Source organism: Sorangium sp. So ce1014 (assembly GCF_051521505.1).
In the GTDB taxonomy this organism is placed as follows: Bacteria; Myxococcota_A; Polyangia; order Polyangiales; family Polyangiaceae; genus Sorangium.
The window spans coordinates 9,412,264-9,432,196 of record NZ_CP150356.1; the positions used below are offsets into that span (position 1 = coordinate 9,412,264).

Genomic DNA, 19,933 nt, shown 5'->3' on the forward strand with positions numbered 1-19,933 from the left:
GGCGAGGCGACACTGCCCCGTTGCCGAAGGGCGCGTCGGCCGGCCGCTGACGGCCCGACCTCCGGCGGGGTGGCCGCGTCCACCAACACGTCGCAACCTTGCGTCGCGCGGGTCGCCTGATCGCCCCGCACCCACGGTTTGACATGTCGGGTTGGCCGTCGGCTACGCTACCCCCTCACGATGCGCAAGAGGGGCACGAGGGGTGGGATCGGATGGTCCGGCGGTCGACCCAGGAGCGGCGGTTCGCGGGCCCGGAGGAGATCGCGCCGAGCTGGCCGCGATCGAGTGAGGCCTTGACCGCATCCTCAAGCGCGCGCCTGCTGTGGATCGATGGGACGGCCGAGCGCGCGCGCCGGATCGAGCTCGATCGCCCTTCATGAGGCCGGCGATGCTGGGCGTGCGGGCGCCCGGCGATGGCGAGCCGCGGGGTCCAGGGTCGCCGTCCCCTAGCCAAGTCGATCACCCGACCAGGCGCGCTGGGACGAACGAGGCGGATTTTCCGAAACCAACCATCGGCGTGGGAGTGCGCAAGTTGCGGCGAATCGAGGGTATTTTGACCGGATCCCGGTCGCACGGCGCGCGGTACGATCTGTACCGATCTCGTGGTGCGATCAGCCGGGGCGTCAGCGACCTAGCGACGGGAATACGTGGTTATGCACCGGCGGTCTACTTCCGGATATGTGCTGATAGGTCGCGGAGGTCGCGGCCTATCTCCGGAAATATAGAAATAGACCGCGCAGAGATGCGGCTCATCCGCGAAAATACGAAGATGGGCCGCGGCGGCTCGCGACCTACATGCTGGACGACGGAGATAGGCCGCGCGTCACAGCTGATTGCGACGTTGGGCCGATGACCGGACCGCGCTCCGGGGGAGGGGAAGGCTGCCTCCGTCGCGGATGCGGACGCCTCCCCCGTCCATCGCCATCACCATGCTCGCGAGCGCTGAGGCTCACTATTGCTGCGGATTGGGTGAGACAGCGGCCGAAAGATCGCCGATACTCGTTCGAGGAGCACCTATGAATAATGTCCTCTCCATCGAGCAGCTCTTTTCGGAGCGTGTCCTACGAGTTCCCGACTATCAACGCGGATACGCCTGGGAAAAGCCTCACCTTGACGAACTCTTGGAAGATCTCGAGCTCCTGCCGTCAGGCAAACATCATTACACAGGCACCGTGGTTCTGCACGCCGCCGGCGGCGCGGGACTCCTCGACGAGGAGGGCAAGAGCTATTCCGTGTTCAATTTGGTTGATGGCCAGCAACGCCTGACGACTATAGTCCTATTACTGGACAGTATCCGGCGGGAGATGCTGGCAGACGGGCTCACGAAGCTCGCGGATGGAATCAAGAAGACCTACGTCGGCGTTCCCGCCCTAAATGGGCAGCCACTGTACAAGTTGACGCTCAACTCCGACTGCCACCGATTTTTCATTGAAAACGCGCTAGCTGATTCGCCTGGTCCGGAGGGGCCAGCCATCTTCTCGCAGCACCGACTCGCAGCCGCGAAGGCGTATTTCAAAGAACTACTGATCCAACGACGAGAGGAACTCGGCGATTCCTTCAGGCAATGGCTTATCGAACTCAGAAATAAGGTGACGCAACAGCTCAAGCTGGTTGTGTATATCGTCGGCGACGAGTCCGAAGTGGGCGTCGTTTTCGAGACGATGAACAATCGTGGCAAGCAACTCACTGAACTCGAGAAGGCCAAAAACTACCTTCTCTACTTGGCAACGAAGATGGATGTGGCGAGCGACAGCATCCGGGCAGCGATCAACGACACGTGGGCTGAAGTCTTCAAGAACCTCATGGCCGCCGGACTCGCACACGAGGAGGATAGACTCCTGCGCATGCACTGGGTTATGGCCTACAACCCGCGATCAAAAGACTGGGATGGCAGCAAGTCCATCAAAGCTCGATTCAACCTGCGAAGGCATCAAGGCAAGCACAAACTCCTCCTCGAGGAACTCACCCAATACACACGGACCCTGAGATCCGCCTCCGTGGCGTTCTGCGATATCCAAAGCCCGGATCGCACCGAAGCGTTCCGGGGGTTCAAGCAGAATCCCGGAACGCGCGCCGAGATTGTCAACGTCAGCGAGAAACTGCGCCGTCTGCGAGTAATCGCGCCTTTTTTGCCGCTGCTCATGGCAGCGCGCCTGCGTTTTGCGGAGGACGCGGCTGCCTATCTCGATCTCGCACGGCTCTGCGAAGTCTTCGGCTTCCGCGTTTATCGCTTTCTCAAAAAGCGCTCGAACACCGGTCAGAGCATGTTCTGGTCGCTCGGACACAAGCTGTATGGGGAGCAGGCTTCGGTCGAAGAGGTTTCGGCGTCGATCCGTTGGCACATTCTGTACTACTGTCCGGACGATGTGTTCGCTCAGTCGTTCACGGCCGCAGATGGTGAAGACTGGTACGATTGGGCCGGGATCAAGTATTTTTTGTACGAATACGAGGAATATCTCGCTTCTGTCGCGAAGACTCCCGTGCAAGTGCTATGGAAGACAGTGCAGGAGATGCCCCTAGAGGATTCCATCGAGCACATCCTGCCGCAGACTCCCGACGATCCCTACTGGACAGCGCGCTTCAAGACCGCCGACCGGAAGTTGTATACGCACGACTTCGGCAACCTCTGTCTCACGCTCCACAACAGCAACTATGGCAGGAAGTCGTTTCCCAAAAAGAAGGGAACTCCAGGCGCGAAAGATCCGTGTTACGCAAACGCTGGTTTCTTCATGGAGCGGGCGCTCGCGGGCCTGAACGACTGGACGGTTAAAGATCTACTGGAGCGCAAGGCGACGATGGCTTCGTGGGCAGTCGAGCGGTGGCACGTCGATGCGATCGGTGATGATCAGGGCGCCGAGATCCAAGACGACGACGAGGAGGTTGATGAGTAACCAAAAGATTTGCCCGTGCTGTTCGCGAACATCCGGTGGGCCGAGTATTACAACGGCGCGAAGGCAATCTCCGGTAACTGCGCGTGGCTCGACAACCATCCAAGGAACAACGCCGAGGCGGCTGCGTTTCGACGAGCTGACGACGGCCAATTCTATCGTGATCTGGTATAGATTGCGCCGCCATCGCTGGCCTGCATCGAGCCTCGTCCCTGCATACCGACGGAGAACCTAGCCAGTAAGCGCCCAGCCATCGCCATGGGCGCGGCCCCTTGCGGCTCTCACCGGGGTCGACGATGCTGGGCGCGGGGCGGCGCCTGCCGTTGGTCCGGGCAGACGCGGGCGGACACGAGAGGGCCGGCGAGGTGCTCTCCCCCCGGACCCCCAGCGGCAAAGATTGAGGTTCGCGTCGTTCAGGACGTGTCGGTGTCGTCAGCGGCCGGAGCCGCGAGCGACGCTCGCGCCCACGCGTCGGGCAGCAGCTCGTCCAGCCGTTCGCGCGGCCAGCCCGCCTGCAGCTTGCCGATCACCTCCGTCGCCCAGGCGAGCGGGTTGACTCCGTGCATCCGGCACGAGCCAAATACGGTGTAGCCGACGGCGAGGCGTTCAGCTCCCTTGTCCGAGCCCGCGAATAAGTAGTTCTTCCTTCCGAGCGCCACACATCTTATTCGCCGTTCGACTTCACCGTTGTCGATCTCGAAGCGCCCATCCGTGAAGCAGCGCCGCCACGCTGCCTCCTGGTTGATGGCGTACAGCGTCGCGACGTATAGCGGCGTACTTGGCACGAGCCGCAGGTGCAGATCGTGAATCCACTTATAGAGCTCCTCGAGCACGGGGAGCGACAGCGCCTGCCGGCGCGTCAGGCGTGCCTCCGCGGACAGCGCCTCAGCTTTGCAGGCAGCTTCGATGCGGTAGATGGCCTTGAAGTACGCAAGCGCCACAGCGGCTCGCTCGTCGCCGCCCTTCGCCGCCTTCTCGAACTTCGCGCGGATGTGCATTCCACAGCCGAGCCGGCGCTCCTCGGGCACGATCACCTCGCCACCGTCGTCTCCGCGCAACATCGCGCCGTACCCTGCATAACCATCGCCCTGCAGGTAGCCGGTGAAGCCCTGCAGCTGGGCAGCCGGATGCTTCGCCCTCCAGTCCGGTGCGTACAGGAAGGCGACGAGCCCAGCCCCGACAAAGGCCCAGATGTGCCCTCGCTTCACCCCCGCTGGATGATCCTGATCCAGCACGCGCATCCCGGTGTCATCGGCGCGCAGGTAGCATGCGCCCAGCACGCGCTCCTGGATCCTCTTGGCCACCGAGGCGAGCACATCGAGTGCGAACGCCGACCACTCACCCAGCGTCGACGGCGACAGCGACACGCCGAAGCGGGCATACTGCTGCGCTTGCCGATACAGCGGCATCGCGTCCTCGAACTTCTCGACGATGATGCTCGCGAGCAGCCCCGGCCCCGGGCGACCCCGATCCATCACCTTCTCGCTGTCCGCCGTCGTCACCCCCTGCTCGGGACAGCGCGGACAGGCGAGCTTCTCCCTCTGCTCCTCGATGACCCGGAACTGTGCAGGGACGAACTCGAGAACTTCGCTCGTACGGTGACCGATGCACTTTTTGTCCGCGCCGCACTGCGGGCACTTCCGCTCGGCTTCGGCGACGGGCACAACGCGCGTCTCGCGCGGCAGGTGTGCGGGAAGCGGCGCGCGCCCACGCCGTCCTCGCGGCGGCTTCGGCGGCTCAGGAGGTTGCGGCACCAGCCCCTGCCCCGGCTGCTCAGGAGCCTCCGCGCCAGGGTCTGACGAGGGCGCGCAGTCACCGCCCCCCTGCGGCGTCTGGGCGCCGAGCTCGGCGAACAGCAGCATCAGCTGCTCGGTAGAGACCTTCTGGCTCTTGCGGCCGTACAGCTCACGCAGCGCGCTCGCGAGCCTCGCCGACAGCGCGGTGTTCTTGTCGCGCAGCTGGACCAGAAGCCCGAGTACCAGCTCGATGAGCGCCGCGACCTGCCCGTCGGCCGCGAGCTGCTCGAGCTTGCGTCGCACATCGGCCAGATCGGCGGGGAGCTGTGCTTGGGACGGAGGGGGACTGCTCACGTGGCGCGTTGGATATCTATCCCGCGCGCATCCATCAAGCGTTGCTTCGACGCGTCGAAATTTCTCACGCCGGGCCTCCAGCGCTTGCGCCGTACGGCCTGCGACAGGTCGATGCCTTCGAGCATCAGCGACAGCTCGGCCGCCTCGACCTCAATGTGGGTCGCTCCCTTGGGCAGGTCGCGGGCAAGGTGGAATCGGCCGCGGGCGAGTTTCTTCGCCACAATCACGTAGCCAGTGCGGTCCCAGAATAAGACTCGCACCTGGTCGCCTCGCCGATTCCTGAACACGAACAGATGGCCGCAGAGCGGATCGGCTCCGAAGCACTGAGCGACCAGTACCGACAGGCCATCAAAGCTCTTGCGCAGGTCGGTAGGCTCGGCCGCGACGTACACGCGCACCGACGGCGGCAGCGTCAGCACGGCACCTCCTCGGCAGCGAGCGCCAGCACGCGCTCGAGCGTGGCCGGGTCGAAGCCCGGCCGAACGCGGACCACCCGCCCGTTGGGCAGCGCGATCTCGATCGGCTCCGACGCGACCGGCGATGCGTCGGTCACCACGTGTACCGGCAGGAAGCGCGGCGTTTCCGCCAGCGACGACGGCGCCGGCTGCGCGGGCCCATCAGCCCGCAGCTTCCAGCGCCACCAGTACAGCTGCTTGGGCTTGTAGCCCTCGCGGCGCGCGAACTTCTCGGCACTCAGCCCGCTCCGCTCCCATCGACCCACCCGCTCGGCCCACTCTACTCTCGTCGCCATCGCTTCCTCCTTCGTCGCGATGGGAACAGGTAACCGACGCCACGCGGACGGTCACGATGCCCTTGGCCGGGCGCTTACCCTAGCCATGTCCTGCTACTATCATGAATGTCAGAACAAGGGTCGCACGAAGGAGCATATCCCGCCGCGTTCGTTCTTCCCTGCCAACCAGCGGAACCAACTCCTGACTGTCAAGTCGTGCGAGGAACACAATAACGCCAAATCTTCCGACGATATCTACGTCCTGGCACATATCTGCATGAGCGCCTCGCCGTCAAACGGTGCTCGCGACATCTTTCTTCAACGGGTCGCGCCGCAGCTGAAGCACAATGGCGAGGCCCTCCGAAAATTGCTTGCCGCCGGCGCCGTTCCTCTGTCTGACGGTGCTGTCGCCTATAAGGTTGACGTCACCAGGTTCGATAGGTTCTTCTCCGCGTTGTCCTGCGGAATCATATATAACTCCTGCAAGGCGAGGCTGCCGCCCAACTACACCATCGGCCATGTGTATCACGACTTTCACGATGAGGTGGAGTCAGAAGAGGAGGCAGCGTTCAAGAAGCACCTTCTGGATTTCTATTCGGGCGAGCCGATGACGATCTTGGATTTTGGTCACGTCAAGGCGCTGAACACTACCGTGTACTCGGCAAAGATCATTGGCATCCCCGACTGGGGATCGTCGATCACGATCGTCCATAGGTTCTTTGGGACGTTTCGCGTCACGTCGATGCTCACCCGTATTATCAGTGACCCTCAGGAGTACATTGGACTCGCTTCGTCTCGCCTGAATGAGGAAAGTTGATGATGGTCAGCCGTGTGCTGCAGCACAGGCACAGTGTGGAGGCGGCGCGGCCCAACGGGCCGATGGAGCGCGACGGGCGCTTCGCGCCCGCGGCTCATCGGCTGGGCGTTGGGCCGGCGTGCCATGGAGTGGGGAGTGGCGGCCGCCCCCTCCGCCGTGGCGCCGCCACCCGTGAGCTGTATCTCTCCTCGCGTTCTCCCGTCGTTTCGTGCCGGCATGGGGTGTGCTCAAGGCCGAGCGTCATGCCGACGCTCGAGCACGACGCCCTCGTCGAGATGCTCCGTGAGCACCCGGCGCTCGCGCCCCGCTTGCTCGCGACGCTCTTCCACGTCGAGGTGCCGCCGCACGCCTCGGTCGCGGTGGTCGAGTCATCACTCGACCAGCTCCTCCCGGTGGAGTTCCGCGCTGACCTGGTGCTCGATCTTCGAAACGCGAGCGGCGCGCTCGTGCTGGCGATCGCCATCGAGGTCCAGCGCGACGTGGACCCGGACAAGAGGTTCTCGTGGCCGACGTACGTCGCGGTCGTGCGCGCCAAGAAGCGCTGCCGCACGGTCGTCCTCGTGGTCGTACCAGACGCCGGCGTGGCGGCCTGGGCGGCGGAGAACATCGATCTCGGCCTGGGCCTCGGCCACGTCGAGCCGCTGGTGCTCGGTCCGGCCGTCCTGCCCGAGATCACCGACCCAGCCGACGCGGAGACGGAGACTGAGCTCGCCGTGCTCTCGGCGGTAGCGCACGGCAACGGGCCGAACGGGCTCACCGTGGTCCAGGCGGCGCTCGTTGCCCTCGGCCGGCTCGACCAGGCGCACGCGATGGTCTACTTTCAGCTCATCTGGAGCGGGTTGCGTGAGCCCATGCGTCGCGCAGCTCATTCCCGGTCCGTTAGGCCGCAGAAAACACGCTCTCCCTCACCACCACCCGTCCTCGGAGGTTCTATGAAGCGAGTCACTGGCATTGGCGGCATCTTCTTCAAATCCAAAGACGCTCCGGCACTACAGGCTTGGTACAGACGGCACCTCGGAATCGATGTCCAAGAATGGGGTGGTACGGCTTTTACCTGGACCGACGGTGAAGGTAAGCCGGTCGCCGGAACGACCGCCTGGTCCATTGGTTCGGCGCAAGGTGACCACTTTGCGCCCAGCACTGCAACTTTCATGGTCAATTACCGGGTTGAGTACCTCCACGCCCTCGTTAAAGTCTTGCGCGAAGAAGGCTGCAACGCTCTCGAGAAAATTGACGATTCCGAGCACGTGAAATTTGCCTGGGTCATCGATCCAGAAGGAAACAAGGTAGAACTTTGGCAACCGCCTGCCGGCCAATGACCAGGGCGATCGGCCTCAGCACGAATCTGCGGCCTAACCCTTCGGTCAAGCCGGCCCGCTCCGGGGTGCGCCCTCCGCGGGCGCCTTCTCAAACGTTGGGCCGCAGGAGAAGTCGATGAAACGCACGTGGACAATCATTGGGGTCGCTGATGTGGCTCGCAGCTTCAACTGGTATCAATCGCTCTTCGGTCAGCCAGAATCGGCACCTGCTCATGACTATTTCGGGCAAGTCCTCGACACGGACGGGACGGTTCTGCTCTGTCTTCACAAGTGGGGAGGCCATGAGCACCCAACGCTGATCAGCCCTGATCGAGCGGAGCCTGGTAATGGGCTATTGCTGTTCTTCCGGGTGGATGATTTCGACGAGGCGCTGTCACGCGCCAGAGCACTTGTCAGTCAACTCGCGGAGGAGCCCCAGACGAATCCGGCCACCGGGACCCGAGAGTTCGCTCTCTGCGATCCGGACGGTTACTACGTCATGGTCAGCGCGCTCACTTGAACGTGCATACGTTCCTTCGCGCGGCGGAACATGGCTTCCGAACAGTGCATGTCTTCGGCGCGTAGCACCGAACAACTGGGCATTCGAGCATCGTGGGCGGCGTAGAGGTGTCGATCGAGCCGATGGATCGTGGACATGAGCCGGGCCCGACGGGCTGCTCGCCGAGGCGGCAACGCTTGCGGCGATGAGCGACCCTTGGTAAGATCACTAACCGAGGTAACGCGTCATGTCCCTCGTAGAACTGCTCCCGGATATCCAGTCTTTGCCGCGTGCTGATAAGCTCAAGCTGATCCAGTTCCTCGCACAGGAGCTGGCGGAGGCGGAGGAGCTGCCCGCGCTCCGGGCGGGCCAGTCCTACCCCGTGTGGTCGCCCGACCAAACGTTTGAGGCGGCCGAGACGCTCCTCCAGACCTTGCGCACCGAATAGGAGCCGCAACGTGCCCGCTACGGGTCAGCGGTTCTCCTTCCTGGCGCCTGGCGCGCGCCTCTGAGCTACCGCGCTTGCGCGGTCTCGCTCAACAAGGCGATGAATCCAGGCGCCTCCGTCGAGGTTCATCCTCGAGAGGAACGACGAGCTCTATGGAGCTACGTGCGCGCGAAGTACGTGCCGTGCTCGAGGTCGGCGAGCAGGCCGGGCTGCTCGGGCTTCCAGCTGAACCGCGCCTGCGTGAGCGCGCTCGACGCGGGGGTGTCGAGCGCGAAGAACGCGCCGAGCCAGCCAAAGTGCTCCTTGGGGACCGACTCGACCGGCAGGCCGAGCTTGCGGCCGATCACGCCGGCGATCTCGCGGGTCGGAATCCCCTCGTCGCCGACCGCGTGGAGTCGCGCGCCGGCCGGCGCCTTCTCGAGGGCGAGCGCGAACAGCCGCGCGGCGTCGAGCCGGTGCACCGCGGGCCACCGGCTTTCGCCATCACCGATGTACCCGGAACGCCCGCTCTTGCGCGCGATCTCGATCAGCATCGGGACGAACCCGTGGTCGTCCTCACCGTGGACCGACGGCGGCAGCCGCAGCGAGGACACGCGCACGCCGCGGCTCGCGAACGAGAAGGCGAGCTGCTCGGAGGCGGCCCGCGCGCCACCGGTTGACACGTCCAGCATCTCGTCCTCGGTGACGGCGCGGCCCGGCGTGAGGCGCGCGATGCCGGAGGTGATGACGAGCGGGCGATCGGAACCGACGAGCACGCTGCCGAGCGCCTCGATCGCATTGCGGTCCTTCTCGCAGTTGCCGGCGCGGTCGGTGAAATCGTCATGGGAGAACGCGCAGTGGATCACCCCGTCGCAGGCGGCGGCGCCGCGGCGCAGGCTCTCGAGATCCATGAGCTCGCCGCGGTGCACGTCGACGCCGGCGGCGGCGAGCTTGGCGGCGGACGCGTCCGACCGCGCGAGACCGAGCACCCGGTGGCCGGCGCGGAAGAGCTCGGGGACGATGGCGGAGCCGACGAAGCCGCTGGCTCCAGTGAGGAAGACACGCATGGGACACCTCTCCTTGTTTCGCCATCACCATGGCACCGCCGCGGCGCTCGCGAAATACACGGTCGTCTCCAGTTCTTGCCCGATCGTCTACGCGCGGCTAGGCTGCCACCGTGTTCGCCGGGCGTGACCAGTTGAAGAGCCTCATCGCGCGGTGGTGCCCCAGCGACGGCGTGCACGCCTCGCCGGTGCCCGGAATTTCTTGCATCAAAGTCTCGCGCCAGGATCGGCGCGCGAAGCGGCACTGGCGCGCGTCGTTCTGCATCATCGTGCAGGGCACGAAGGAGATCCTGCTCGAGGGGCAGGTCTATCGCGAGCGCGAGCCGCACTACATCGTTAGCCCGATCGACCTGCCGGTGACGAGCCGGGTCGCGGGCGTGTCGTCGGCGCACCCGTTCCTGTCCCTGAAGATGGACTTCGATGCGGTCGCGCTGCGCGAGGTTGCGGCGCAGCTCGACCGCGCGCGGCCGGAGGATCTGGAGCCCCCGGGGCGCGCGATCTTCATCGGCAAGGCGAGCGATCGCATGCTCGACGCCGCGCTCCGGCTGGGCGCGCTGTTCGTGACGCCCGACGACGCGACCGTGCTCGCGCCGCTCGTGATGAAGGAGCTGATCTTTCACCTGCTGAGAGGCCCCGACGGCCCGGCGATCCGCCAGTTCGTGCGCGCGGGCAGCCAGGCGCACCGGATCTCCGAGGCGATCCATCGCCTGCAGGCGTCGCTCGACAAGGACGCCGACATCGCCGCGCTCGCGCGCACCGCAGGGATGAGCCGGGCGGCGTTCTTCAAGCGGTTCAAGGAGGCCACCGCGATGAGTCCGCTGCAGTACCAGAAACGCCTGCGCCTGCTCGAGGCGCGCCGCCTGATGGTCGAAGAAGGCCTGGGCGCCGAGGCCTCGGCGTTCCGCGTCGGCTACACGAGCGCCTCGCAGTTCAGCCGCGAGTACTCGCGCATGTTCGGCGACGCGCCGCTGCGCGATACCCGCGCGCTGAAGCAGACGGCCGCGGTCGTCCAGGACATGTAGTCCGTAAACGCCAAACCCGGCAATCGCTTGCCGGGCCGGTATCTGTGCCGGTCATGCCGATCAATGCCTTTGCTGGGAGCACAGGCGAGGAGGCCGGGGAGCGGGGTGGAGCCCCGACGGAACCAGCGCCGCGCCTGTGGGCCGCGCGACAGCATGGGCGGAGCGTCGCTCTTCTCCGCGCCGCTCGGGTCGACTTTCCGCGACGCCTGCGCAGACACGTCTCCTGCGATCGGATATTCGTCGAGGCCATGTTGCGCCGCCGCATTGCCCTCGTATTGGCCGCTGTCTCCGCTGCCACGCTCCTCGCCGTCCCGCTCGCGTGTGGGAACGATCACGAGCTCGACGCCGGTCACGGAAAGGGCACCGGCGGCGCCGGGGCGGCCAGCGGCGCCGGGGCGGCCGGCGGCTCCGGGGCGGCCAGCGGCTCCGGGGCGGCCGGCGGCTCCGGGGCGACCAGCGGCGCCGGGGTGGCCGGCGGCGGTGGCGGCGATTGGCAGGGCGACGTGCTCTGTCCGACGTCGTTCACGTTCACCGCGCCCCCGGGGGCCACCGATATCCGCGTCCCCGGCGAGTGGAACGGCTTCGATCTCGGCTCCGCCCCCCAGCTCCTCGAGGGCGGCGCGCAGGGCCAGCGCGTGGCCACGGTCGACCTGCCTCCGGGGCTGCACGCCTACAAGATCGCGTATCGGCTGGGCAGCGACGTCTCATGGGTGCTCGACCCGGCGGAGGGGCGCCGCAAGTACGTCGACGGAATCGAGAACTCGGCCGTCAAGGTCCCCGACTGCCGCCTTCCGGCGTTCTCGGTCGCCTCGAGCCAGGTGACCCGGGCCGCCGCCGGAGAGGGCGCCTTCGAGGCGCGGCTCGCGTACCGGGACGGTATCGAGGGCGCGGGCCCGGACGCGACCGCGTTCGAGGCGACGCTGCAGGACCAGGACGGGGACGCGCGCCCCCTCACCGAGCAGGAGCTCTCCGTCGACGAGCGCGGCGACGTGCGCATCGACGTGCGGGGCCTCGCCGACGGCAAGCACCGGATCACCCTGCGCGGGGCGACCCGGAGCGGCCGTGTCGGCGAGCCGCTCCGGCTCGTCTTCTGGGTCGAGGCCGAGCCGTTTTCCTGGGAGGACGCGCTCATCTACATGGTCGTCACCGATCGTTACCGCGACGGCGATCCGGACCTGAACGCGCCCGCCACGCCGGGCGCCGATCCGCGGGGCGACTGGGCCGGCGGGGATCTCGAGGGGCTGCGGCAGGCGATCGAAGAAGGCACCCTCGACGCGCTCGGGGTGCGGGCCATCTGGCTCACGCCGTTCCAGGAGAACCCCGCCGGCGCGTACCCGGCGAGCGATGGAGTCCACCAGGTGACCGGATATCACGGCTACTGGCCCATCAAGGCGCGCGAGGTGGATCCGCGGCTCGGCGGCGCCGAGGCGCTGCGCGCGGTGGTGGCCGAGGCGCACCGCCACGGGATCCGCGTGCTCCAGGACTTCGTTGTGAACCACGTCCATGAAGATCACGAGTACGTCGCGTCGCATCCGGACTGGTTCCGGACGGGGTGTGTCTGCGGCACGGACGGCTGCGACTGGACATCGCACGCGCTCGACTGCATGTTTGCGGGGTATCTCCCCGACGTGAACCACACGGTGCCGGAGGCCAACGCCGCGTTCGTGGAGGATGCGGTCCACTGGCTCGACGCGTTCGATCTCGACGGGCTCCGGGTGGACGCCGTGAAGCACGTGGAGGAGATCGCGACGCGCAACCTCGCCGCGGAGGTCCGCGAGGCGTTCGAGCCGGCCGGCACCCGTTACTTCCTGATGGGCGAGACGGCGATGGGCTGGAGCGACTGCGGGCAGGGCGCGTCGTGCAACGACGAGAATTACGGGACGATCGCGAAGTACATCGGTCCTCAGGGGCTGGATGGCCAGTTCGATTTCGTCCTCTACCACGGGGTCTCCTACCGCACGTTCGCCTGGGGCGACGCGGGCATGCTGCACGCCGCGTACTGGGTCGAGGACGGGCAGAAGCGGTGGCCGGAGGGCGCGATCATGACGCCGTACCTCGGCAGCCACGACACGGCCCGGTTCGCGACCCTCGCCGACTACCGGGGTCAGGACGCGGCGCACGATCGGGATGTCCCGAACCACCAGTGGTCGGACACCGCGGAGGGCCCGGAGTCGCCCGAGGCGTATGCCCGCGTGCGCCTGGCGATGGCGTGGCTGCTGGGCCTCCCCGGCGCGCCGCTGCTCTATTATGGCGACGAGTACGGCGAGTGGGGCGGCGCCGACCCGAACAACCGCAGCCTGTGGCGTCCGGAGGAGGATCTCGCGCCCGACGAGCTGGAGACGCTCGAATTCGTGCGCCAGCTCGGCGCCGCGCGCCGGGACATCCCCGCGCTCCGCCGCGGCGTTTACGTGAACCTCACCGCCACGGAGGACACGCTGGTCTTCGGCCGCCGGCTCGCCGAGGGGAGGTCCGCGATCGTGGCGCTGACGCGCGCGGGGACGGCGCAGAGCCTCTCGGTCGAGGTCGCGCAGGCGCTGGGCCTGCCGGCCGGCACCGAGCTCACGGACGCGCTCGGCGGCGGGGCCGAGGTGGTCTCCGCGACCGGCATGCTCTCGATGAGCATCCCGCCGGGCGGGGCGGTGATCCTCGCGCCGTGACCCTCGGCCCGGCGCCGCTCACGACGCGACGCGCACAAGCAGCTTGCCGAAGTTCTCGCCCTTGAGCAGCCCTATCAACGCCTCGGGCGCCTTCTCCAGCCCCTCGACGACATCCTCGCGGTATTTGATGCGGCCCTCGCCGATCCAGCGGCTCACCTCCCGGAGGAACTCGGGGCGCTGCTCGGCGAAGTCGCTGACGATGAAGCCGCGCAGCGCCAGGCGCTTCGAGAGCACCTGTCTCATCAGGCCCGGCAGGCGGTCCGGCCCGGGCGGCGGCGCTGTGTCGTTGTAGTGGGCGATGAGGCCGCACACCGGCACGCGGGCGAAGGGGTTCAGGAACGGCAGCACCGCCTCGAACACGGCGCCGCCGACGTTCTCGAAATACACGTCGATCCCGTCAGGGCAGGCCTCCTTCAGGCGCGCTGCCAGCTCGGGGCTGCGGTGGTCGAGGCAGGCGTCGAAGCCGAGCTCGCGCACCACGTAGTCGCACTTGCGCTGCCCGCCCGCGACGCCGACAGCGCGGCAGCCCTTGATCTTCGCGAGCTGCCCCACCACCGAGCCCACCGCCCCCGAGGCCGCCGCGACCACCACGGTCTCGCCCGGCTTCGGCTGACCCAGGTTGAGCAGCCCCGTGTAGGCCGTCATGCCCGGCATGCCCAGCACCCCGAGCGCCGTCGAGACAGGGCCGAGCGCGGGATCCACCTTGCGCAGGTCGCTTCCATCGGTGATCGCGTGCGTCTGCCAGCCGGTCCGCCCCTCGACGAGGTCGCCCGGCGACAGGCCGGCGACGCTCGACCGCAGCACCTCGCTCACGGTGCCCCCGACCATCACGTCGCCGACCTCGACCGGCGGCGCGTACGACGGGCCGGCGCTCATGCGGCCGCGCATGTACGGATCCAGCGACAGGTAGAGCGTGCGCAGCAGCGCGCGGCCCTCGCCGGGCTCGGCGAGCTCCTCCTCGATCAGCTTGAAATCAGACGTCTTGGGCTCACCGACCGGCCGGGCGGCGAGGACGATCTTGCGGCTTCGCAGGGTGCTCATGGTCCGGCAATCCTGCTCGAGCCGGGCGCGATTTCCAGCGGAACTCGGCGAGATTCAGGCTGCCAGCGAGCGACGCCCGCGGGCGGCGGGCTGCCTCGCGGCGGCGGCGGGCGGCGGAGGACAGCAGGAATGCGGCCTCGGCCGCGCTGTCCGATTGAGCTCCGCCGCCGTCGAGAGTATGTCGAAGTTGAACGATGGAGTCACTCAACGCGATCGAGTTGCCCGAGGAGCTGCGCGAGCCGCCCCCGCGTCCCTGGGCGGCCCTGCGGCACGCCCGGCATCAGCTGGCCGGCGTGGGGTACGCGCTCGTCGTCTGGGCGGGGCTCCTCGGGGTCGGCACGTTGTTGAGGAGCATCGATTTCGTCGCGATGCTGCTCGCCTTCTCGTTCGTGGTCATGCCGTTCGTGCTCCTGTACAAGGTGCTGGGCAGCTACACCGCCTGCCGCCTGGCGCTGCGCGGCGCGCCGTCGGCCGCGCAGATCTACGAGGGTGTCGTCGTGACGAGGTTCGGGACGGTGCAGATATGGCACGTCGTCGTCGCCGGCCAGCACGTGCGGATCCGCGCCGACGCCCCGCTCGTCAAGAGCATGGTGGTGCTGGTGACGCCCGAGACGAGCGGGGGAAAGCGCCGGATCGGCGTCTATCATCCCCGGATCGGCATCTGCACATCGCTCGTGTGAGCCGCGCGCCCAGGGCCTCCTGAGCGCGCCGCCCGCCGCGATCACGCGATCTCGGTCAGATCGCCGACTTCACGAGGCGCAGCCGCTTCTCGGCCTGTCCGCGCTCGTTGAGGCGGAGCTCCGAGGCGGCGGGCGCGCGGCGCCGCACCGGCTGGTGCAGCCGGGCGCTCGCCAGCATGGCCTCGCACAGGTCGCCGAAGTCGTAGCCTGCGGCCGCCGCGATCTTCGGCAGGAGGCTCGTCTGGGTCATGCCCGGCAGGGTATTCACCTCGAGCACGTACTCGTTCTCTCCGCCGGTCACGAGCAGATCCACGCGCACCGCGCCGGTGCACCCGAGCGCCTGGGCCGCCCGCTCCGCCAGGTTCAGGACCCCGCGATAGCGGGTCGGCGGCAGGCGCGCCGGCATGTGGTACTCGGTCATCCCCGGCGTGTACTTGGCCTCGTAGTCATAAAGGCCCTTCGCCGGGACGATCTCGATCGCGCCAAGGACCTTCCCGTCCAGGATGCCCACGTTGACCTCGGTCCCCGCCACGAACCGCTCCACGATGGCGGCGTCGTCGAACTCGAACGCCAGCGCGAGCGCCGCCTGGAGCTCCTCGAGCGACCCGACCTTGGTCACCCCGAGGCTCGACCCCTCGCCGCGCGGCTTCACGATGACCGGGAACCCGAACGAGCCATGGACCGCGTCGAGCTCTTCGAGGTCCTGGTGCGCACCCACAGTGTAGTAGGGAGGCGTCGGCACGTTGTGCAGCCGGAACATCTCCTTGGCCTTGAGCTTGTCCATCGCGAGGGCGCTCGCGAGCACGCTCGACCCGGTGTACGGGACCTGGGCGAGCTCCAGGAGGCCTTGCACGCACCCGTCCTCACCGAGCCGCCCGTGCAGGGCCAGGAACGCCGCGTCGAGCCGCGCGCGCTGCAGCGTGGCGCAGAGCTCCGCGCCGAACCGGTCCCCGAGCGTGATCCGGACGACATCGTGTCCGCGCGCCTCGAGCACCTCGGCGACGGCCGCGCCCGAGCGCAGGGACACATCGCGCTCGCCCGACGAGCCGCCCATCACGACGCCGACCCGCTTCCGGACTTGCCGCTCCACCATCGAAGAACCTCCGTCGCCTTCTCGTGAGGACACCAACACCACGCCAGCGCCTCCCGTTACAGCCAAGCTGCCGGAGAGGTGCCGCGCAAAAACCAAGCCAGCTGCTCCCAAGGCCAAAACGGACGGCCTTTGCAGCGGGGGGCGCTATTCCTGAGCTGTGGTTGAGGAAAACGGCGCCCGCCCGCCGTGTTCACCTGCCCACGGCGCGCTGACAGCCAACCCGGTATCAAGGCCAGCGGCGGAGGTCAACTAAACGGAGCGATCGTGCCGTCGGGGGGGCGGGCGCGACGGGGCCCCTCGGGGGGTGGCGTGCTCGGGAGTCGAGGGACGAGGAGGCTCGCTCCGCGCGCCCCTCCGTCCCGGGGCGGCGCAGGCGCGTCGGCCGCTTCGCGCCCCGCGACTCGCCACGAGCGGCACACGGGATCTTGGAAGGGCGGGCGGCGCTTTCGCCGGCTCACGGCGCGGGCACCGGAGAAACGCAGGCACGCATCGGAAACCGAAATGGTCCACCCAACGAAGAAGTAAAGCGAGGCTCCCTGTCGCCCCTTGCGGCGCATCGATCGAGCGCCGCACGAAGGCCCCAAGTCTGCGGCGCGAGACACGCGAGACACGCGAGGCACGCGGAGCATGCGAGGCACGAAAGAGCGCGAGCCAGCGTTCGCCGGTGAATTCATCTGATAATTCCCAGCGGCTAACCGTAAGTGGTCGCAAGGAACAATCGTCGCAATTCGGCACGAAAAAGCGCTTTTCTGCCCCGCGGCCTTACACCCTTTGGTAGGCTCTCTCTCAGCCCATGCGGAGAGCTCTTGGCGCCTGTGGGCCCGGTCCGATCCTGCGGAGTTCCTCGGCTCGGTTGTAGAGGACACACCGCGGCGGCCTCATCACACGGCCCCTCGAGCGTGCGCTCTCGAGGGCCAGGTAGGATATCTGCGTGCTCGTTTCCGACCTCGTTGCCACGTCTGATCGTGTTGCCGCGACCTCCAGTCGTCTCGAAAAGATCGGTGCGCTTGCCGGCCTCCTGCGCCGCCTCTCGCCGGAGGAGGTGCAGATCGGCGTCGACTGGCTCGCCGGGCGGCTGCGCCAGGGCCGCATCGGGCTCGGGCCTGCGATGGTCACCGAGGCCCGCCGCGCCGGCCTGTCCGCCCTCGAGCCCACGCTCACCCTGGGGGAGGCCGACGCGGTCTTCAGCGAGATCGCGCGCACCTCGGGCCCTGGGTCGGCGGAGCAGCGCCGCGCGGCGCTCGGCGGGCTCCTTGCTCGGGCCACCGAGCTCGAGCGCGACTTCTTCGCGCGGCTCCTCGTCGGCGAGCTCCGCCAGGGCGCGCTCGAGGCGGTCATGATCGAGGCGGTGGCGCGCGCCGCGGGGCTGCCGCCGGCCTCGCTGCGGCGCGCGGTCATGCTGGCCGGCGACGCGGCCGAGGTCGCCAGGGCCGCGCTGCTCGAGGGGGCGTTCGGGCTCCAGCGCTTCTCGCTGCAGCTCTTCCGCCCGGTGCAGCCGATGCTGGCGCAGGCCGCCGACGACGTCGCCTCGGCGCTTGGCGAGCTGCGCGCGGCGGCGCTGGAGTGGAAGCTCGACGGCGCGCGCGTGCAGGTGCACAAGGCCGGCGACGAGGTGCGCGTCTTCAGCCGCAGCCTCAGCTCGGTCACGAACGCGGTCCCGGAGATCGTCGAGGCGGTGCGGGCGCTCCCTGTCCGCTCGGTCGTGCTCGACGGCGAGGCGATCGCCTTTCGTGCGGACGGCGCGCCCCTCCCGTTCCAGGTCACGATGCGCCGCTTCGGGCGCTCGCTCGACGTGGCCGCGCTGCGGGCCGAGCTGCCGCTCCGCGCCATCTTCTTCGACGTGCTGCACCTCGACGGCGAGGACCTGCTCGACCGGTCCGGCGGCGAGCGCGCCGCCGCGCTCCGGCAGGTGCTCGAGAGGTCGCTGCGCGTCCCGCGCATCGAGCTGCCGACGGAGGCCGAGGCCGAGGTGTTCTTCGCCGACGCGCTCGCCCGCGGCCACGAGGGGGTGATGGCCAAGTCGCTCGGCGCGCCCTACGAGGCCGGGCGCCGCGGCAGCTCGTGGCTCAAGGTGAAGCGGGCGCACACCCTCGACCTTGTCGTGCTCGCGGTCGAGTGGGGCAGCGGCCGGCGCCGCGGGCTGCTCAGCAACCTGCACCTCGGCGCCCGCGACCCCGGCTCCGGCGGGTTCGTCATGCTCGGCAAGACGTTCAAGGGCATGACCGACGAGGTGCTCGCCTGGCAGACGCAGCGGCTGCTCGAGCTCGAGATCACCCGCGACGCGTACACGGTCTATGTGCGGCCAGAGGTCGTCGTCGAGATCGCCTTTGACGGCGTGCAGGCGAGCCCGCAGTACCCCGGTGGCGTCGCGCTCCGGTTCGCGCGCGTGAAGCGGTACCGGCCCGACAAGGAGGCGGTGGACGCCAGCACGATCGACGAGGTGCGGGCCATCCATGCGGGCGCGCTCGCGCACGAGGCGGCCGACCGGAGGGAGTCGGGGGCTGGAGAGGAGGAGACGGGGGGGGACGGATGACGTTCGGAGCGAGCCATCCGTCTCAGCGCGGCAGGTGCGCGAGGCGGAAGCCGCCCAAGCCCTCCCATCGCCGACCACCTGGTCGCGCGGAGCCCCGTCCAGCGGCGGCGCTTGGACGCCGAGCCGGTCACCGTCCTGCATGTGGCTCTTCGGACGTTGACCGGCGCAGGCCGGCGATTGTAAGGTCGGCCACCGTTTGCACGTACGTGGTTCCGTCGTTCTGGGAGGGAGAGCGATGAAACACCGGCGCGGCGTCCTGCTCGTTCTGTTCACCTGCGGCTGCTCGATCGTGGACCCCGGCGACCACGACGAGCTGCAAGACCGGATCGCGATGATGCCACTCGAGGAGAGATCAAGGCTCAAGACGTTGGGGATGAACTCTGCGGCGATCGATTGGCTCAAGGGCAGGCCAGAGGCCGGACAGCCGGGAGATCGGCCATGAGGTGGCTGGCGAAACTCCCGCCTGGAAGGATCGAAGTGCATGAGGCAGGCTACGGATACGGCCTGTTCACGACCAAAGATCCCGCTCTCTGGAAATGGCACCTCGAGAATCTCGGCCAACTGTGCGCTGAAGCATGGGACGATGACCTGGCCGAGGAAGATCGCGCATGGGCAGAGTCGTATCGCAAGAGATTCAGCCGGTGGATTGACGATTCCGGATGCCTTGGTATCGGCCACAAGGCGAATGCGAGGGATCTCCAGAGCCGCCATGGGCGCTTCGACGGAGAGCCCACGCCACCCTGGCCGATGCTACTGGAGGCCGTCAAGAGCGCATGCTTTGCCATGATCGAGGGCTTAACGAAAGAGCGCACCGGCGCGACCGAGCGTGAGGCGGCCGATCCGCCATCGCGCCTCCACAGGAGCTATCTCTGGCGGACGCTGACATCCGACGAGACGGCCGAGGAGCACCGGGTCGAGGCGCTCCGCGCTTTCCGGAGGGGCTTTCGGATCGGGCGCCGCGGAAAACCGAAGACGCTGACAAGGCCCATCCCCCCGATGCTGGCGCCACCCGCTATCTGGGAGATCGGGGCACCTGCGCTTCCCGGTCCAAGCGCCGTGTCAAGCGACAGTAACTTCTGACCCCCTTACGACAG

The 19,933-nt window shown here is 67.7% G+C and carries 17 protein-coding genes; 11 read left to right on the forward strand and 6 right to left on the reverse strand.

All coding sequences use genetic code 11. From position 1 onward, the window contains the following. Positions 1-1,016 precede the first annotated feature (1,016 nt). Positions 1,017-2,891, forward strand: a complete 1,875-nt coding sequence (locus tag WME75_RS35690; protein WP_437480405.1) for a DUF262 domain-containing protein — start codon at positions 1,017-1,019, stop codon at positions 2,889-2,891. 410 nt (positions 2,892-3,301) lie between these two features. Here WME75_RS35690 and tnpC read toward each other — a convergent pair whose 3' ends face one another. From tnpC to tnpA, 3 genes are read right to left on the reverse strand one after another with little or no spacing between them, the layout of a single operon-like run. Then, entirely contained in the window at positions 3,302-4,978 is a 1,677-nt protein-coding gene (gene tnpC, locus WME75_RS35695) for an IS66 family transposase (RefSeq protein WP_437480407.1), read from the reverse strand. Continuing rightward, positions 4,975-5,397, reverse strand: coding sequence for an IS66 family insertion sequence element accessory protein TnpB (gene tnpB / locus WME75_RS35700; RefSeq protein WP_437476351.1), 423 nt, complete (start codon positions 5,395-5,397; stop codon positions 4,975-4,977). The genes tnpC and tnpB overlap by 4 nt, the downstream gene beginning before the upstream one ends. Beyond that, positions 5,391-5,729 carry an IS66 family insertion sequence element accessory protein TnpA gene (gene tnpA / locus WME75_RS35705; RefSeq protein WP_437480409.1) on the reverse strand — a complete coding sequence of 113 codons (339 nt, stop codon included), beginning with the start codon at positions 5,727-5,729 and terminating at the stop codon, positions 5,391-5,393. The genes tnpB and tnpA overlap by 7 nt, the downstream gene beginning before the upstream one ends. Before the next feature lie 85 nt (positions 5,730-5,814). On the opposite strand from tnpA, the gene WME75_RS35710 reads away from it, so the two are divergent. The 4 genes from WME75_RS35710 to WME75_RS35725 all read left to right on the forward strand — a co-directional run bounded on the left by WME75_RS35710 (position 5,815) and on the right by WME75_RS35725 (position 8,770). Then, positions 5,815-6,525, forward strand: a complete 711-nt coding sequence (locus WME75_RS35710; RefSeq protein WP_437480412.1) for a hypothetical protein — start codon at positions 5,815-5,817, stop codon at positions 6,523-6,525. Between the two features lie 932 nt (positions 6,526-7,457). Further along, positions 7,458-7,844, forward strand: a complete 387-nt coding sequence (locus tag WME75_RS35715; protein ID WP_437494991.1) for a VOC family protein — start codon at positions 7,458-7,460, stop codon at positions 7,842-7,844. Between the two features lie 115 nt (positions 7,845-7,959). Next, positions 7,960-8,343, forward strand: coding sequence for a VOC family protein (locus WME75_RS35720; protein WP_437480415.1), 384 nt, complete (start codon positions 7,960-7,962; stop codon positions 8,341-8,343). A gap of 226 nt (positions 8,344-8,569) precedes the next feature. Next, positions 8,570-8,770, forward strand: coding sequence for a hypothetical protein (locus WME75_RS35725; protein ID WP_437480417.1), 201 nt, complete (start codon positions 8,570-8,572; stop codon positions 8,768-8,770). A gap of 158 nt (positions 8,771-8,928) precedes the next feature. On the opposite strand, the gene WME75_RS35730 is transcribed toward WME75_RS35725, so the two are convergent. Next, positions 8,929-9,816 (reverse strand): SDR family oxidoreductase, encoded by an 888-nt coding sequence (locus WME75_RS35730; protein WP_437480419.1) that lies wholly within the window; start codon positions 9,814-9,816, stop codon positions 8,929-8,931. Between the two features lie 110 nt (positions 9,817-9,926). Between WME75_RS35730 and WME75_RS35735 the strand changes: the two genes are divergently transcribed. Both WME75_RS35735 and WME75_RS35740 read left to right on the forward strand, forming a co-directional pair. Continuing rightward, on the forward strand, positions 9,927-10,835 hold the full coding sequence (locus tag WME75_RS35735) for an AraC family transcriptional regulator N-terminal domain-containing protein (protein WP_437480422.1): 909 nt from the start codon (positions 9,927-9,929) through the stop codon (positions 10,833-10,835). A gap of 248 nt (positions 10,836-11,083) precedes the next feature. Then, positions 11,084-13,492, forward strand: a complete 2,409-nt coding sequence (locus tag WME75_RS35740) for an alpha-amylase family glycosyl hydrolase (protein ID WP_437480424.1) — start codon at positions 11,084-11,086, stop codon at positions 13,490-13,492. Between the two features lie 18 nt (positions 13,493-13,510). Here WME75_RS35740 and WME75_RS35745 read toward each other — a convergent pair whose 3' ends face one another. Further along, positions 13,511-14,533, reverse strand: a complete 1,023-nt coding sequence (locus tag WME75_RS35745) for an NADP-dependent oxidoreductase (protein WP_437480427.1) — start codon at positions 14,531-14,533, stop codon at positions 13,511-13,513. Between the two features lie 194 nt (positions 14,534-14,727). Here WME75_RS35745 and WME75_RS35750 point away from each other — a divergent pair, with 194 nt between their 5' ends. Then, on the forward strand, positions 14,728-15,213 hold the full coding sequence (locus WME75_RS35750; protein ID WP_437480430.1) for a hypothetical protein: 486 nt from the start codon (positions 14,728-14,730) through the stop codon (positions 15,211-15,213). A 55-nt stretch (positions 15,214-15,268) separates the two neighbouring features. Here the strand turns inward: WME75_RS35750 and WME75_RS35755 are convergent, their stop codons facing one another. After that, the gene (locus WME75_RS35755) at positions 15,269-16,306 is read right to left on the reverse strand and encodes a D-alanine--D-alanine ligase (protein WP_437480433.1); all 1,038 of its coding nucleotides are present in this window, start codon (positions 16,304-16,306) and stop codon (positions 15,269-15,271) included. 931 nt (positions 16,307-17,237) lie between these two features. Here WME75_RS35755 and WME75_RS35760 point away from each other — a divergent pair. The 3 genes from WME75_RS35760 to WME75_RS35770 all read left to right on the forward strand — a co-directional run bounded on the left by WME75_RS35760 (position 17,238) and on the right by WME75_RS35770 (position 19,919). Further along, positions 17,238-18,839: an ATP-dependent DNA ligase gene (locus tag WME75_RS35760; protein WP_437480436.1), complete on the forward strand. Its 1,602-nt coding sequence runs from the start codon at positions 17,238-17,240 to the stop codon at positions 18,837-18,839. 235 nt (positions 18,840-19,074) lie between these two features. Beyond that, positions 19,075-19,281 carry a hypothetical protein gene (locus WME75_RS35765; RefSeq protein WP_437480438.1) on the forward strand — a complete coding sequence of 69 codons (207 nt, stop codon included), beginning with the start codon at positions 19,075-19,077 and terminating at the stop codon, positions 19,279-19,281. Next, positions 19,278-19,919 carry a hypothetical protein gene (locus tag WME75_RS35770; RefSeq protein WP_437480441.1) on the forward strand — a complete coding sequence of 214 codons (642 nt, stop codon included), beginning with the start codon at positions 19,278-19,280 and terminating at the stop codon, positions 19,917-19,919. Before WME75_RS35765 ends, WME75_RS35770 begins: the two co-directional genes overlap by 4 nt. The last annotated feature ends 14 nt before the right edge of the window (positions 19,920-19,933 follow it).